Genomic DNA, 15,980 nt, shown 5'->3' on the forward strand with positions numbered 1-15,980 from the left:
ACTTGATCGGTCGGCCGATGTCCTCGGACTCTCTCGCCGAGGGTGGCGACATATCCGCGCGGCGTAGTTATCCACAGGCTCTTTTGAAGTTTGCCGCTGTTGTCGGCGGTTTGTGCTCTCATGGCCAATGTCGGCCCGACACCGCGGGCCGGATCCGGACGGGAGGGAGGTGGGGCGGTCGATGAGCACGTCGAACCGGGAGCGCGCCGCGACGCCGTTCCGCCTGCTGCTCCCGCCCGCGGCCGCCCCGGAGCGCGAGCCGCCGCTCGACGAGCGGCAGCGACAGGTGGTCGAGCACCGCGGCGGACCACTGCTCGTGCTCGCCGGACCCGGTACCGGCAAGACGACCACGCTCGTCGAGGCCGTGCTCGCACGCACCCGGGGCCCGGGCGCGCTGAGCGCCGAGCAGATCCTGGTGCTCACATTCAGCCGCGCAGCGGCCGCTGAGCTGCGCGACCGGATCGGCGCGCGGCTGAGCCCGGGCGCCGGTGCGCCGACCGCGACGACCTTCCACTCGTTCTGCTTCGGCCTGGTCGGGCAGTACCGCCGACCGGAGCTGTTCGGCGATCCGCTGCGGCTGTTGTCCGGGCCGGAGCAGGAGGTGGTGATCAGGGAGCTGGTACGCGGCACCGTGGAGGCCGGTGGCTGGGGCTCCGGCCCGGACGGCTGGCCGCAGGCCCTGCGGGCGGCGCTCGGCACGCGCGGCTTCGCCGAGGAACTGCGCTCGGTGCTGTTGCGCGCCCGCGACCTGGGTCTGGAGCCGGCGGACCTGGCGAGCTTCGCGCAGCGGGCGCAGCGGGCCGACTGGCGGGCCGCGGCACAGTTCTTCGCGGACTACCTCGACGTGGCGGATGCGCGCGGCGTGCTCGACTACGCCGAACTGGTGCACCGCGCGGTGCTGCTGAGCGAGACCGAGGAGGTGCGTGCACTTCTGCGCCGCCGCTACCGGGCGGTCTACGTCGACGAGTACCAGGACGCCGACGCGGCGCAGGTGCGGCTGCTGCAGGCGCTGGCCGGGGACGGCCGGGACCTGGTCGCGGTCGGCGATCCGGACCAGTCGATCTACGCGTTCCGCGGTGCGCAACTCGGCGGGATCCTGGAATTCCGCGAGCGGTTCCGGCGCGGCGACGGCACGCCGGCCGAGACCGTCGTGCTGCAGTGCAGCAGGCGGGCGGGTCCGGCCCTGCTGAAGGCGTCGCGGCAGGTCGCCCGGCGCATAGCGATCACGCGCCTGCCCGCCGAGAGCGTCCGCCGGCTGCGTGAGCTCGAACCCGCGGACGATGCCCAGCCCGCCGGGCAGGTCGAGGCGATCACGTTCGCCGACGCGGCGGCAGAACTCGCCGCGATCGCCGACCTGCTGCGTCGCGCGCACCTTGAGCAGGGCGTGCCGTGGGAGCAGATGGCGGTGCTCGTGCGCGACGGCGCGAGGCTGGCTGCGGCGCGCCGCGCGCTGCTGGCCGCCAATGTTCCCGCCGAGGTGCTCGGGGACGGTGTGCCGCTGGCCCGGGAACCGGCCGTGGCCACCCTGCTGACCGCGCTGCGTTGCGCGGCCGAACCCGCCGCGCTCACCGCGGACGTCGCCCGCGAACTGCTGACCGGGCCGCTCGGCGGCATGGACAGTGCCGATCTGCGCCGGCTCGGGCGCGCGCTGCGGGCCGAGGAACAGGCGGCGCTCTTGGCGGCCCGCTCGCAGCGGCGCGCCGAAGCGCAGGAGGACGCGCGCGACGCAGCAATCCCCGCCCCGCGGCCTGCCGGGCATCTGATCCGCGAGGCCGTCGCCGACCCACGGCTGCTCGCCGTGACCGGCGCGAGCGTCGCGGGTCCGGCACTGATCGTGGCCCGGCTCTTGGCGGCCGCACGAACGAGTCTCGACGAAGGCGGCACCGTGGAGGACGCGCTGTGGGTCTTGTGGAACGGCGACAGCCGCGCCCGCCCGCCCGTGCGCACCTTCTGGCCCGAGCGGCTGCGGCGTGCGGTAGAGCGCCGCGGTATGGCCGGCCGCCTCGCGGATCGCGACCTCGACGCGGTCATCGCGTTGTTCGCGCAGGCCGCGCGGGCCCAGGAACGCACCGGGTACGTCGGCGTGAGCGACTTCATCAGTGGCCTGCAAGCCCAGGCCATAGCGGCGGACACAATCGCGCAGAAAGCCGTTCGCGGTGGCGCGGTCCAAGTGCTCACCGCACACCGCGCCAAGGGATTGGAGTGGCGTGTCGTCGTGGTCGCCGGAGTGCAGGAGGGACTGTGGCCCGACCTGCGCCGGCGCGGTTCCCTGCTGGAGTCGGACCGGATCGGCCGCACCGGGCTGACCGACTCGCTTCCGACGGCCGCGCTGCTGGCCGAGGAACGCAGACTGTTCTACGTCGCGATCACACGCGCCCGCGAGCGGCTGGTCGTCACGGCCGTCGAGGGCGAGGACGAGGACGGCGAATCACCGTCACGATTCCTGCGCGAACTCGGCGTCGAGGTGCAGCGGTCCGCCGGGCTGCGCCGTAGGCGTCCGCTCAACCTCGGCGCGCTCGTCGCGGAACTTCGCCGCGCCGCCACGGATCCGGCCGCGCACCCCCGGTTGCGCGAGGAGGCGGTCCGCCGGCTTGCCCGGCTCGCCATGGCGACGGCGCCGGACGGCACGCGGCTGGTGCCCAATGCGCACCCGCAGCGGTGGTGGGGCCTGCACGACTACACCGAGAACGACGTCCCGATCGTGGACCCCTCCGCCGCGGTGCCCCTGTCGGCGAGCGCGGTCGACGCCCTCGACACCTGCGGACTGCGTTGGTTCCTGGAGCATGAGGCCGCGGCGCATGAGCCGTCGACCGAAGCGCAGGGCATCGGCATGCTCTTCCACGCGCTGGCCGAGGAGGTCGCGATCGGCAGGACGAAAGCGGACATCGACGTGCTGATGGATCGCCTGGATCAGGTGTGGGACACCCTGCCGTTCGACGCGCCCTGGAAATCCGAGCAGGAGAAGCGCGCCGCGCGCCGGGCATTGGAGCGGTTCCTGGTCTGGCACGACGGCCGCGCCGACGGCCGGGTCGTCGCGGCGGCCGAGCACAGGTTCGACGCCTCACTGACGGTCGGCGGTGTGCCGGTACGGCTGCGCGGGGCGATCGACCGGATCGAGACCGACGCGGAGAACCGGGTCTATCTGGTGGACTTCAAGACCTCGGTGAACCCCAAGACCAAGGCACAGGCCGCGCAAGACCCACAACTGGGTGTGTACCAGCTGGTCGTCGAGGCGGGGGCGTTCACCCCGACGCCACGATCCGAGGAACAGGACGCCGCGGGCGCGGCGCCGACGGTCGCCCAGGCCGAGCTGGTCTATCCGCGCGACCGCAATGACGCGCCCGGCCCCACCGTCCTGGTCCAGCCGGGCAGCAGCACCCGGCCGGACCCGCTGTGGGCCGCGAAGCTCGTGGCCGAGGTCGCCCAGCGCGTGCTGGACGAGCGTTTCCACGCCTACGGGGACTCCACCGCGTGCGGGGTGTGCCGGCTGAAGAAGGCATGTCCGAAGCAGCCCGCGGGGCGGGAGCTGCCGACATGAGCGGGCCGGCTCGCGCGGGGGGCGGCGCGCGCATCGAAACGCCGCGCGACCTCGGCCGCGTCCTCGGCGTCCCATACACCGCGGAGCAGATCGCCGCGATCGTCGCGCCGCTCACGCCCGGCGTCATCGTCGCGGGCGCCGGCTCGGGCAAGACCACGGTCATGGCGGCGCGCGTGGTCTGGCTCGTGGCCACCGGGCTGGTCGGCCCCGGCGAGGTGCTCGGGCTCACCTTCACCAACAAGGCGGCGGGCGAACTTCGTGAGCGGGTGCGTGCCGCGCTCGCCGCGGCGGGTTTCGCCCCGCAGGACGGATTCGATCCCGAAGGCGGTGATCCGGCGGCCGTGCCGGACGAGGCGGGCGAGCCGGTGATCTCCACGTACCACGCCTACGCCGACCGGCTGATCAAGGAGCACGGTCTGCGCCTCGGCCTGGAACCTTCGACGCGGCTGCTGGCCGACGCCGGCCGGTACACCCTCGCCGCGCGCGTCGTGCGCACCGCCACCGGTCCGTTCGACGCCCTGCGCGGCAGCATCAGCGGCATCACCAAGGACCTGATCGACCTCGATGCGGAGCTGTCCGAACACGTCGTGGCCCCGGCGCGGCTGGCGGAGTTCGACCACGCCTTCGCGCAGGCCGCCGAGCTGTACCGGGATCCGGTCACCGGCAAGTCCGTCAGGGCGCTGAACCGGCGCACCAATCGCCGCGGCGCGGTCTACGAGCGTTACCTGGAGGCCGCGACGAAGGCGCGCGAGCGCGGCGAGTTACTCAGCCTGGTGGGGGAGTACCGCGGACTCAAGGCGAGCCGCGATCTGATGGACTTCGGCGACCAGATGTCCGTCGGCACCCGGTTGGCCGAGGAGGTGCCGCAGGTCGGCGCGATCGAACGCGGCAGGTACCGCGTGGTGCTGCTCGATGAGTATCAGGACACATCCGTCGCGCAGCGCCGCATGCTCAGCGCCCTGTTCAGCGGCCCGGACCCGGAGCGCGGGCTCGGCCATGCCGTGACCGCGGTGGGCGACCCCTGCCAGTCGATCTACGGGTGGCGCGGCGCGTCCGCGGCGAACATCGACCAGTTCCCCGAGCACTTCCGGACCGCGGCCGGGACCAGCGCCCGGGTGTACCCGCTGACGGAGAACCGGCGCAGCGGCGGCCGGCTGCTCGCCTTCGCCAACGCGCAGTCAGCGCCGCTGCGGGACCATCACGGCTCGGTGCGCCGGCTCGAACCGGCGGCCGAGAAGGCTGATCTCGGCCACGCCGTGGTGGCCCTGCTGCCGGGCTACGCCGAGGAGGTGCGCTGGCTGGCCGACCGGATCCAGGAGCTGGACGGCGCGGTGCCCTGGTCGCAGATCGCGGTGCTGGTGCGCAAGGGCGCCCAGATTCCCGAGTTGTATGCCGAGTTGCACGGCCGGGGCGTCCCGGTGGAGGTCGTGGGCCTGTCCGGGCTGCTCGATCTGCCTGAGGTCGCGGACCTGGTCGCGATGCTCGACGTGCTCGACGACCCGATCGCCAACGCTTCGACGGTGCGGCTGCTGACCGGGCCGCGCTGGCGGATCGGACCGCGCGACCTGGCCCTGCTCGGCCGCCGCGCCCGCGAGCTGGTGCGGCCGCTGGCGGCGGCCGGCGCGAGCGCGCTGGACCTCGTCGCCGCGAACAGCGACCCGACCGACGTCGTCTCGCTCTCGGACGCGCTCGCCGACCCTGGTGACCAACTGCCGTACTCGGCGCAGGCCCGGCGGCGTTTCGCCCAGTTCGCCGCGGAGATCCGGCGGCTGCGCCGCGGCCTGTCGGAGCCGGTGCTCGACGTGCTGCACCGGATCCTGCAGGAGACCGGTCTCGACGTGGAACTCGCCGCATCCCCTGCGGCCTTTCGGCAGCGCTGCGCGGAGACGGTCGGGGCCTTCCTTCATGTCGCCGGAGACTTCACCGGCCTGGACGGGGAACAGTCGGCCACGGCGTTTCGCGCCTTCCTGCGCGCCAGCGCGGAACACGAGCGCGGGCTGGACATCGACCTTCCGCCGACCGCCGCCGAAACCGTCAAGATTCTGACGATGCACAAGGCCAAGGGGCTGGAATGGGAGGTGGTGGTCGTCCCGCACCAGTACGCGGAGGCGGCCAAGGCGGACAAGTGGACCGCGAAGCGCTCGAAGCTGCCGCACGAGCTGCGCGGCGACCCGATGCCGCTGCTCGGCCCCGAGCGCGACAAAGCGGATTTCGAGGACTTCGACGCGGCGATGCGAGAGCACGCCGAGCTGGAAAGTCAGCGGCTCAACTACGTCACGCTCACCCGGGCCAAGTCGCGTCTGATCGTCTCCGGCCACCGCTGGGGCCCGACCCAGACGACGCCTCGGGAGCCGAACGCGATGCTCGTCGAGCTGCGCGACCACTGCCGCGCGGACCCGGCCAACGGCGAGGTCGCGCTGTGGGCGGACGCGCCGGGGGAGGGCGAGGCCAATCCGGCGCTGGCGGCCGCCCGGGAGCTGACCTGGCCGCCGGACCCGAGCGGCGAGGCCCGCGACCGGCGCAGGCAGGCCGCGCAGGCGGTGTTGGCCGCGTTGGGCGAGCCGTACGAGGCAGACGCGGCCGCGCACGATCCGGCCGCCGACGATCCTGTCACCCGGTTGCCTGCCGAGTTGCGTGCGATGGTCAACGGCTGGGACGCCGACATCGAGGCGCTCCTCGGGGAGCTGCGCCAGGCACACGAGGTGCGGTTCGAGGTCCCCATGCCGCGGACCCTGTCCGCCACCCGCCTGGTCTCCTACGCCGCCGACCCCGATGCTTTCGCCGAGGAGCTGTTTCGGCCGATGCCCCGTCCGCCGGCCCCGCAAGCGCGGCGCGGCACCGAGTTCCACGCCTGGGTCGAGCGCCGTTACGGCCAGCAGACCCTCTTCGACGAGGACGAGCTCGACCTGCTCGCCGAGGACGAGGAGGTAGCCGGGCAGGATGACCTGGCCGCGCTGAAAGAGGCGTTCCTGCGCACGCCGTACGCGAACCGCGAGCCGTACCGAGTCGAGGCGCCGTTCCAGTTGCTGCTCGGCGGTCAGATCGTGCGCGGCAGGATCGACGCGGTATACCGGGAGCCCGACGGCTCCTACGAGGTCGTGGACTGGAAGACCAACCGCGCCGCGAACGCCGATCCGCTGCAACTGGCCGTCTACCGCATCGCCTGGGCGCAGACGGCGGGGGTTGCGGTGGAGCAGGTGAAGGCGACGTTCCTGTACGTGCGCACGGGAGAGATTCAGCGGCCTGAATCGTTGCCGGACAGCGACGCCCTGGTACGCCTGCTGGCGTCCCGGCGCGGCGCCGGGACAGAAACGTGAGGTCGCGTCACAGTACGGCGAAGGTAATGCGAACAGTGTTGAATTAGTCACCGCAGGTTGCGGAAACGACGTACCCTGTCTTCACCGTGACCACCGCAACACACCTGGATCCCAGGCGTCCCGAACGCACGCAGAGCGCGCTCGCCGCGCATGAGATGACCGTGCGTCAGATGCCGGGCGTCCGCCTGCGCCGCCGGGCGTGGCGGCTCGCCGTTCTCGCGACGCCGGCGCTGTGGGTAGTGGGCGTCGTGGCGCTGAGCCAGGCGCTGCGCATGGGCGTCCAGCTGACGCCGTTGCTCGCCGCCGCTCCGGCCCTTGCCTGCGCCGGAAGCGGCCGCCGCCAGTGCATCCTGGTCGGCTGTGCCTGCGCATTGCTCGCCCTTGTGCCGTTGCGGGCGGAGTCGGACGAGTTCGGCGAGCGGCTGGGCACTGCGCCGACCATCCTGGTCGTGACCTTCGCCAGCTATCTGATCACGCAGCGCAGGCAGCGTACCCAGCGGGCTTACGACCAGGTGCGGCGGATCGCCGAGGTCACTCAGCGGGTTCTGCTGCGGCCGGTGCCCGAGCGCATCGGCCCGGTCCGCCTGGCGGTCGAGTACCTGTCGGCGGCGGACGGCGCGCAGGTCGGCGGCGACTTCTACGAGGTCATCGAAACGCCGTACGGGGTGCGCGCGATCCTCGGCGACATGCGCGGCAACGGGCTCGACGCGGTCAGCGGCGCTGCGGCGCTGCTCGGGGCGTTCCGGGAGGCGGGCGCCGTCGAGCCGGACCTGGAGGGGGTGGCCGCCCGGCTCGACGCGGCGCTGGCCCGGCACGCGATCCAGCTGCGCAGCGCGCAACCGGCCGGAGCGTGGGCGGAGGATTTCGCCACCGCGGTCCTGGTTCAGCTGCCCCGCGACACGGACACAGCGACCGCCGACGAGGCCGCCGTGCTGCTGTGCGGGCACCCGAGTCCCTACCTGCTGCACGGCGACGAGGTGAGGGCGATCACAGTCGCGTCGGGCAATCTGCCGCTCGGCCTCGGCTCGCTCGTCGCCGAACCGTATGCGACCGCCTCGGTCCGCGCTCCGTTCGCGCCCGGAGACACGCTCGTGCTCTACACGGACGGCGTATCGGACGCGCGAGACCGCTCCGGCGCGTTCTTCCCGCTCGACACGCTGGTGCGCGGCGCCGGCGGGATGCCTCCCGAGACGATCGCCGCGGGCCTGCGCGCGCAACTGCTGGCGCATATGGGCGGTGGTTTGCAGGACGACGCCGCGCTGCTCGTGCTGCGCCGCGCGGCCTGAGCACACCAGCCTCCGGGATGTCCGCGTCACCGGTCGCATCGCGAAACAACCATGCGCAGGTACCGCAACGCCTGGTACAAACGGCGACAGGCAGCACACAAGCCGCCGAAGTCGCCGGTCCGCCGCGCGAGCGCCCGCGCCCTGGAGTTGAGACACGTGGAGTTCAAACAGTCCCGCAAGCTGTCCGAGGTCCAATACGACCTGCGTGGGCCGGTTCTCACGCGGGCCAGGCAGCTGGAGGCCGAGGGGCACTCCATCCTCAAGCTCAACATCGGCAACCCGGCGCCGTTCGGCTTCGAGGCCCCCGACGAACTGGTGCAGGACATCATCCTCGGCCTGACGGACTCCAACGGGTACGGCGACTCCAAGGGACTTCCCTCCGCTCGGCGCGCGGTCGTGCAGTCCTACCAGACCCGTGGTCTGACCGGCATCGACATCGAGGACGTGTATATCGGCAACGGCGTGTCCGAGCTGATCGGCATGGTGCTCAACGCGCTGCTGGACAACGGCGACGAGGTCCTGATCCCGGCGCCGGACTACCCGCTGTGGACCGGCGCGACCGCGCTGGCCGGCGGGCGTCCGGTGCACTATCTGTGCGACGAGCAGTCCGACTGGGCCCCCGACGTAGCGGACATCGAGGCGAAGATCACCGCGCGCACCAAGGCGATCGTGGTGATCAATCCGAACAACCCGACCGGTGCGGTGTACCCGCACCAGCTGCTCGCCGACCTGGTCGAGGTCGCGCGCCGCCACCAGCTGCTGCTGCTGTCCGACGAGATCTACGACAAGATCCTCTACGACGAGGCGGTGCACCGCCCCACCGCGCTGTACGCTCCCGACCTGCTGACCATCACCTTCAACGGCCTTTCCAAGACCTACCGCGCGGCCGGCTACCGGATGGGCTGGATGGTGATAAGCGGCCCCAAGGAGCACGCCGCGGACTACATCCAGGGCCTGGACATCCTGGCGAACCTGCGACTCGGCCCGAACGTGCCGGTGCAGCACGCGATCCAGGCCGCGCTCGGCGGTTTCCAGTCCATCGACCGGCTCACCGAGCCCGGCGGCCGGCTCTGGGAGCAGCGCAACCGCACGCACGAGCTGCTCAACCAGATCCCGGGGGTCTCCTGCAGCAAGCCGCAGGGCGCGATCTACGCATTCCCGCGACTCGACCCGGCGGTTTACAAGATCAGCGACGACGAGCGCTTCGTGATGGACCTGCTCAACGCCGAGAAGATGCTGGTCATGCACGGCACCGCGTTCAACTGGCCGGCGCCGGACCACTTCCGCATCGTGACGCTGCCTCGGGTGCGGGAACTGGAAGAGGCCATCGCCGGACTGGCCCGCTTTCTGGCGGGCTACCAGCAGTAGCACCGCGACAGTAAGGGCCTGCGGCGGAGCCGATAGGGTCGGAGCATGTCTACCGACTCCACGTTTGCGGTGCGCGCCTTCGTCGAGCAGAACTCGGCCGGGTTCGTCGAGGACCTCAAGAGCTGGCTGCGGATCCCGTCCGTCTCGGGCGACCCCGACCGGGTCGGCGACGTGCGGGCCTCGGCCGAGTGGCTGGCGGCGAAGCTGCGTGCCACCGGCTTCCCGACGGTCGAGATATGGGAGAGCGGCGGCGGCCGCGGCCTGCCCTCGGTGTTCGCCGAGTGGCCCTCCGGCGACCCGGACGCTCCGACGGTCGCGGTCTACGGTCACCACGACGTGCAGCCCGGCACGCCGGTGGAGCTGTGGGACACCGCGCCGTTCGATCCTCAGGTGCGTGATGGCAGGCTTTTCGCCCGTGGCGCCTCCGACGACAAGGGACAGCTCTTCTTCCACCTGCTCGGCGTGCGCGCACACCTGGCGGCGACCGGCCGCACCGCACCCGCGGTCAATCTCAAGCTGATCGTGGAGGGCGAGGAGGAATCCGGCTCGCCGCACTTCGCCGCGCTGCTGCGTGAGCACGCCGAGCGGCTGGCCTGCGACGTCGTCGTGGTCTCCGACACCGGCATGTGGGATCGGCACACCCCATCGACCGTCACCGGGATGCGCGGCCTGCTCGCCGCCCAGATCGACGTGCGCGGGCCGTCCGGGGACGTGCACTCCGGGTCCTTCGGCGGTGCGATCCCGAATCCGATCACCGAACTGGTGCGGCTGCTGGCCGGTTTGCACGACGCGGACCGGCGCGTCACCCTGCCCGGCTTCTACGACGGCGTCGTCGAGCTGGGGGCGACGGAGCGGCAGTTGTTCGCGAAACTGCCGTTCGACGAAGCGCGGTGGCTGCGCACGGCCAAGTCCCGGGCGGCCGTGGGCGAGGCCGGATTCAGCACGCTGGAACGGGTGTGGGCACGGCCGACCGCCGAGATCAACGGCATCTGGGGCGGCCACACCGGGCACGGTTCGAAAACCATTGTGCCGTCGGAGGCACACGCCAAGATCTCCTTCCGGCTGGTCGCCGGGCAGGACCTGGCGCAGGTGCGCGAGGCGCTGGAGTCCTGGCTGGCCGAGCGCGTGCCGGAGTGGATCGAGTACTCGGTCTCGTTCGAGGGCCACGGTGTGCGGCCCTGCCTGACCCCGCTGGACCATCCCGCACTCAATTCCGTCACCTGCGCGCTGGGCCGCGCATTCGCCGACGACCCGGACGGCGAGCCGCGCGAGGTCCTCTACACGCGCGAGGGCGGGTCCGGCCCGGAGGCCGACCTGCAGGAGGTGCTCGGCGCGCCGGTGGTCTTCCTCGGTCTCTCGCTGCCGGAGGACGGCTGGCACGCGCCGAACGAGCGGGTCGAAGTCGCGAACTTGCTCAAGGGCGCGGAAGCGGCGGCCTACCTGTGGGAGGATCTCGCCGGGAACAAATGATCACGTCGAGCCGTTGACAGGTGGGGCGAGGGGCGGGCACGGACGGTGTCCGCGCTGAAATCCGTGTCATCTCCGATGGAGGGGAAACGAGCGATGGCCGACCACGGCGACGCGGCGACCGGACCGCTCGGACGGCTGGCCCTGGCGCGCGGCGTCGTGGATCGCACCGCGCAGTTGCGGCTGGACGAGCTCGCCTTGGCCGCCGCGTGGTCGAATCCGGACACGCGGGTTCTGGTTGTCAGCGAGGGCCGCGCGTTCGTGCTCGACGAGCCGGATCCGGTGACGGCGGACGGAAGCCGCCCTCGTCTGGTGACCCTTCCCTCATACGACGCGCCCGATGGCGATCGCTATCTGCTCGGCCGGGATGAGCGGGGCTTCACGTACTTCGCCGTCCCGGCCGAGACGCTGCCGGGGCGGCTCGACGGGGACGCCCGGCCGGCGTCGCTGCGCGAGGTGGGCGTGCATCTGTCCGACCGGGACGCCGGCCTTCTCACGCACGCGGTCGCGCTTGAGCACTGGCACCGCAGCCACCGCTACTGCCCGCGGTGCGGCAACCCGACCGAGGTGGCCGCCGCCGGGCACATCCGCCGCTGCGCCAACTGTGGTACCGAGCACTATCCGCGTACCGACCCGGCCGTGATCATGGCGGTGACCGATCCCGACGAGCGGCTGCTGCTCGGTCGTGGTTCGGCCTGGGATCAGCGGCGGTTCTCGGTCCTGGCGGGTTTCGTCGAGCCGGGCGAGTCGCTGGAGCAGGCGGTGGCCCGCGAGGTGGCCGAGGAGGCCGGGCTGACGGTCACCGCGGTCACTTACATGGGCAGCCAGCCTTGGCCCTTCCCGTGCAGCCTGATGCTCGGCTTCACCGCGACCGTGGACGACCCCGGGCGGGTGCGCGCCGACGGCGAAGAAGTGCTTGAGGTGCGCTGGTTCACCCGTGAGCAGCTGGCGCAGGCGTCCGCCTCGGGCGAGATAGTGCTGTCGGGGCAGATCTCGATCGCCCGCGCGCTGATCGAGCACTGGTACGGTGGGCCGCTCGCGCAGGAGTCGACCTAGGCGGTGTTGGGGAATGCCTCAAGGGGCGAATCCGGTGATCGACTTCGCCTGGACGCACGGCCGAAACGTCCACAGACGACCGCTGTGTTGAATCATGAACGCGCGAGGACGCTCCGGCCGCGCGCCCATGCTCGTCGCTGACCGGATTCGCCATGACGATTCCGACAAAGGGCGGTCGAATCGTTGCCTTGATACATTCCCCAACACCGCCTGGTGTCCCGCGCCGGAAATCCGTCGCATGACTCTGCTCGACCTGGCTGCGCGCGTCCGGTCATCCGCGCCCGGCTGGCAAGGCGCCGGAACACCCTCGCGGTGCTCAATCAACGCAGTGGGTCGTCTGTGGGCGTTTCGGCAACGCGGCCAGGCGGGATGCGGGGGCCGATTTTCACGGCGGATTTCCGGCGCGGGACACTAGCCTCACATCGAGGGCGTTCGGTTCGGTTTCGGGGCTCGCTCAACGCTGCGGATTGAGGCGGCGTCCGGTGCGTGTCTCGAAGAGGTGCACCGCATCCAGTGCCAGCTGAAGCCCGACTGCCGAGCCCGGGCGAGGCGCGGCATGCGGCTCGCAGCGCACGACGATCGACTTACGGCGCTCGCCGACACCCGTAGCGCAGTGCGCGTAAGCGACGTAGCCGAGGTTCTCGACGGCTTCGACGTGTGCGTACAGACCGCTGCCGGGTGAGGTGATGTTCACACTGTCGGGACGGAAGCCGACCGTCACCTCGGGTACCTGCAACTCGGACGCGGTCTTCCGGTCGAGCGGCAGCTCCAGCACGTCCACGTCGCCGAGCACGACCCAGTCGTACTCGACCCGCGCCTTGATCAGGTTCATCGGCGGCGAACCGACGAACGCGCCCACGTAGGCGTTCAGGGGATTTTCGTACAGCGCGCGCGGCGTGTCGCACTGCAGCAGCACGCCGTCCTTCATGACCGCGATGCGGTCACCCATCGTCATGGCTTCGATCTGATCGTGCGTCACGTAGATCGTGGTGGCCTCAAGCCGCCGCTGCAGAGTCACGATCTGGGAACGCACGTCCGTGCGAAGCTTCGCGTCCAGGGCGCCGAGCGGCTCGTCCATGAGGAAGACCTTGGGCTCGCGCATCATCGCGCGGCCCATCGCGACCCGCTGCTGTTCGCCGCCGGACAGGGTCCGCGGCAGCCGGTCCAGGGTCGGGGTAAGGTCGAGCTGCGCGGCCATCCGGCGCACCCGCCGGGCTACGGCCGAATGCGGGGCGCCGGTCAGCACGAGATGGAAGCCGAGATTCTCGGCGACCGTCATCTGCGGGTAGAGCGCGTAGTTCTGGAACACCATCGCGATGTCGCGTTCGCCCGGCTGCGTCTCGGTGACGTCGACTCCGTCGATGAACACCGCGCCGCTGTCCACCGTCTCCAGCCCGGCCAGCATCCGCAGCGCCGTGGTCTTACCGCAGCCGCTGGCCCCGAGCAGCACCATGAACTCGCCCGACCCGATGGTCAGATTCAGACAGTCCACGGCCGGGTTCTTCGTCCCCGGATACGTGTGAGTAGCATCGACGAACTCGACGGTAGCCATGATCTCCACCCGGACCAGTACCGAACACTGAGCTGTACGAGTAGTACGCGCGCTGTGGTGCCTATGGTGCGGTGGTGCGCAGCCGGTGCTGCCAGGTTTCAGATCCGGGCACACGACACGTCAGTAGGCGCAACCTACTCCGGGTGAACGCTGTTTGGCGAGGGTGCGAAGCGGAGGTCAGCCGAGTTTCGCCCGAACCTGAGTCACGCTCGGATTGGTCAGGGCCGATCCATCCGGGAACGTCACGGTCGGCACGGTCTGGTTGCCGTTGTTCACAGACATCACGTATTCGGCAGCTTCCGGGTGCTGCTCGATGTCGATCTCCGTGTACTCGATGCCTGCCCGCTCCAGCTGGCCCTTGAGCCGCCGGCAGTACCCGCACCAGGGCGTTGAGTACATCGTGATCTGCGTGGACATTCCTGCTCCATCTCGGGTCGTGGACGGTGTAGTACCTCGGCACGTTGGCTGACGTGGCACTGAGTTTGTCAACCCTCACCGCACCGCTAATCATCCCTTCCGAAGACCATTCGACTCGCAAACGCCCCGCGCTGTCGGTGCGGCCTGAGAGGATGGTGCGCATGACCAACCCGACCGCGACCGACAGCGGGGAGGCCCTGCTCGCCGGACTCGACCCGGAACAGCGCGCAGTCGCCACCGCGCTGGACGGCCCGGTTTGCGTGCTGGCCGGCGCCGGGACGGGCAAGACCAGGGCGATCACGCACCGCATCGCGTACGCGGTCGCGCGCGGGGCGTATCCGGCGAACCAGGTCCTCGCCGTCACCTTCACCGCTCGCGCGGCCGGCGAGATGCGCGGCCGCCTGCGGATGCTCGGCGCCGCCGCGGTGCAGGCGCGCACCTTCCACGCGGCCGCGCTGCGACAGTTGCAGTACTTCTGGCCGCACACGGTGGGTGGACCTCCGCCGCACCTGATCGACACCAAGCTGCCGCTGATCTCGGAGGCGGTCGCGGCCTGCCGGATGCGCGCGGACCGCGCCGAACTGCGTGACCTGGCCAGCGAGATCGAGTGGGCCAAGGTCACCCAGACCACGCCGGACGACTATCCGGTCGCCGCGGCCAAGGCCGGCCGGCTGCCCCCGCGCGATCCCGCGGAGACCGGCCGGGTATATGCGGCCTACGAGGCGGCCAAGCGCGACCGCGGGGTGATCGACTTCGAGGACGTGCTGCTGCTGACCATCGGTGTGCTGGAGACTCGGCCGGACGTCGCCGATCGGGTGCGCGAGCAGTACCGGCACTTCGTGGTGGACGAGTACCAGGACGTGAACCCGCTGCAACAGCGGCTGCTCGACTGCTGGCTCGGCCGCCGCGACTCGCTCTGCGTGGTCGGCGACGCGAGTCAGACCATTTACTCGTTCACCGGTGCCACGCCCGAGTATCTGCTGGGCTTCCCGGACCGCTACCCGGACGCGACGCTGGTTCGCCTCGTGCGTGACTACCGCTCCACGCCCCAGGTGGTCGCGCTGGCCAACGCGCTGCTGAGCGATACGCCGACGGACACGCTCGCGCAACGGCGTACCGCGCACGCCCGCGTCGAACTGGTGGCTCAGCGACCGCCCGGTCCGGCGGTGGAATACGAGGAGTACCCGGACGAGACGGCCGAGGCGGAGGGCGTCGCGAAGTGGGTCAGGCAGCTGGTCGACGCGGGGACACGCCCGGCCGAGATCGCGGTGCTCTTCCGGATCAACGCGCAGTCGGAGGTATACGAGCAGGCATTCGCCGATCTCGGCGTGCCATACGTCTTGCGCGGTGTGGAGCGCTTCTTCGAGCGGCCCGAGGTCAGGCAGGCGGTGATGCTGCTGCGGGGGGCCGCGCGCGCCGGGACGGACCCGGACGCGGCGAGCGGCGCCGAGCCGCTGCCGACCGCGGTGCGCGCGGTGCTCACCGGAACGGGCACGTGGAGCGCGACACCGCCGACCGGTTCCGGCAGAACCCGCGAGGCATGGGAGTCCCTGGCCGCGCTGGCCGCGTTGTCGGACGAGTACGCGGTCGCCAACCCCGAGGCCGGGCTGACCGAGTTCGTGCGCGAACTGGAGGCGCGCGCGGCGGTGCAGCACGCGCCGGTGGTGGACGGTGTCACCCTCTCCTCGCTGCACTCCGCGAAGGGCCTGGAGTGGGACGCGGTGCTGCTGGTGGGTCTGACCGAGGGCCTGCTGCCGATCAGCTACGCGGAGACCCCGGACCAGGTGGAGGAGGAACGGCGGCTGCTCTACGTCGGGGTTACGCGGGCGCGGGAGCGCCTGCGGTTGTCGTGGGCGCTGGCTCGCGCGCCCGGCGGCCGGGCCGGCCGCCGACCGTCGCGTTTCCTGGAGGCGTTGCGCGAGGCCCAGGAGGCGCGGACCGGCGGGCCCGGCGGTTCGGTGATACGGGGCCGCGCCTCC

Annotated in this window: 9 protein-coding genes; 7 read left to right on the top strand and 2 right to left on the bottom strand. The window is 71.3% G+C overall.

Annotated elements, in window-relative coordinates:
• Nucleotides 1-181 precede the first annotated feature (181 nt).
• The 6 genes from KGA66_RS11480 (at nucleotide 182) to nudC (ending at nucleotide 12,032) form a co-directional block, all read left to right on the top strand.
• Nucleotides 182-3,538 (top strand): ATP-dependent helicase, encoded by a 3,357-nt coding sequence (locus KGA66_RS11480; protein ID WP_211467579.1) that lies wholly within the window; start codon nucleotides 182-184, stop codon nucleotides 3,536-3,538.
• Nucleotides 3,535-6,855: an ATP-dependent DNA helicase gene (locus KGA66_RS11485; protein ID WP_211467581.1), complete on the top strand. Its 3,321-nt coding sequence runs from the start codon at nucleotides 3,535-3,537 to the stop codon at nucleotides 6,853-6,855. Before KGA66_RS11480 ends, KGA66_RS11485 begins: the two co-directional genes overlap by 4 nt.
• Nucleotides 6,856-6,941: 86 nt before the next feature.
• Nucleotides 6,942-8,141: a PP2C family protein-serine/threonine phosphatase gene (locus KGA66_RS30950; protein ID WP_211467583.1), complete on the top strand. Its 1,200-nt coding sequence runs from the start codon at nucleotides 6,942-6,944 to the stop codon at nucleotides 8,139-8,141.
• Between the two features lie 156 nt (nucleotides 8,142-8,297).
• Complete coding sequence (locus KGA66_RS11495; RefSeq protein ID WP_312886869.1) at nucleotides 8,298-9,509, top strand: pyridoxal phosphate-dependent aminotransferase; 1,212 nt, start codon at nucleotides 8,298-8,300, stop codon at nucleotides 9,507-9,509.
• A 45-nt stretch (nucleotides 9,510-9,554) separates the two neighbouring features.
• The gene (locus KGA66_RS11500; protein WP_211467587.1) at nucleotides 9,555-10,979 is read left to right on the top strand and encodes a dipeptidase; all 1,425 of its coding nucleotides are present in this window, start codon (nucleotides 9,555-9,557) and stop codon (nucleotides 10,977-10,979) included.
• A 93-nt stretch (nucleotides 10,980-11,072) separates the two neighbouring features.
• Nucleotides 11,073-12,032 carry an NAD(+) diphosphatase gene (gene nudC / locus KGA66_RS11505; protein WP_211467589.1) on the top strand — a complete coding sequence of 320 codons (960 nt, stop codon included), beginning with the start codon at nucleotides 11,073-11,075 and terminating at the stop codon, nucleotides 12,030-12,032.
• A gap of 454 nt (nucleotides 12,033-12,486) precedes the next feature.
• Here the strand turns inward: nudC and KGA66_RS11510 are convergent, their stop codons facing one another.
• The gene (locus tag KGA66_RS11510; RefSeq protein ID WP_211467591.1) at nucleotides 12,487-13,584 is read right to left on the bottom strand and encodes an ABC transporter ATP-binding protein; all 1,098 of its coding nucleotides are present in this window, start codon (nucleotides 13,582-13,584) and stop codon (nucleotides 12,487-12,489) included.
• A 177-nt stretch (nucleotides 13,585-13,761) separates the two neighbouring features.
• A complete protein-coding gene (locus tag KGA66_RS11515; protein ID WP_211467593.1) occupies nucleotides 13,762-14,001 on the bottom strand; it encodes a mycoredoxin in 240 nt (79 codons plus the stop codon).
• 161 nt (nucleotides 14,002-14,162) lie between these two features.
• Between KGA66_RS11515 and KGA66_RS11520 the strand changes: the two genes are divergently transcribed.
• The coding region (locus KGA66_RS11520; protein WP_246507514.1) for an ATP-dependent helicase at nucleotides 14,163-15,980 on the top strand (1,818 nt) is incomplete at its 3' end.

The sequence above is a fragment of the Actinocrinis puniceicyclus genome (genome assembly GCF_018283645.1).
In the GTDB taxonomy this organism is placed as follows: Bacteria; Actinomycetota; Actinomycetes; order Streptomycetales; family Catenulisporaceae; genus Actinocrinis; species Actinocrinis puniceicyclus.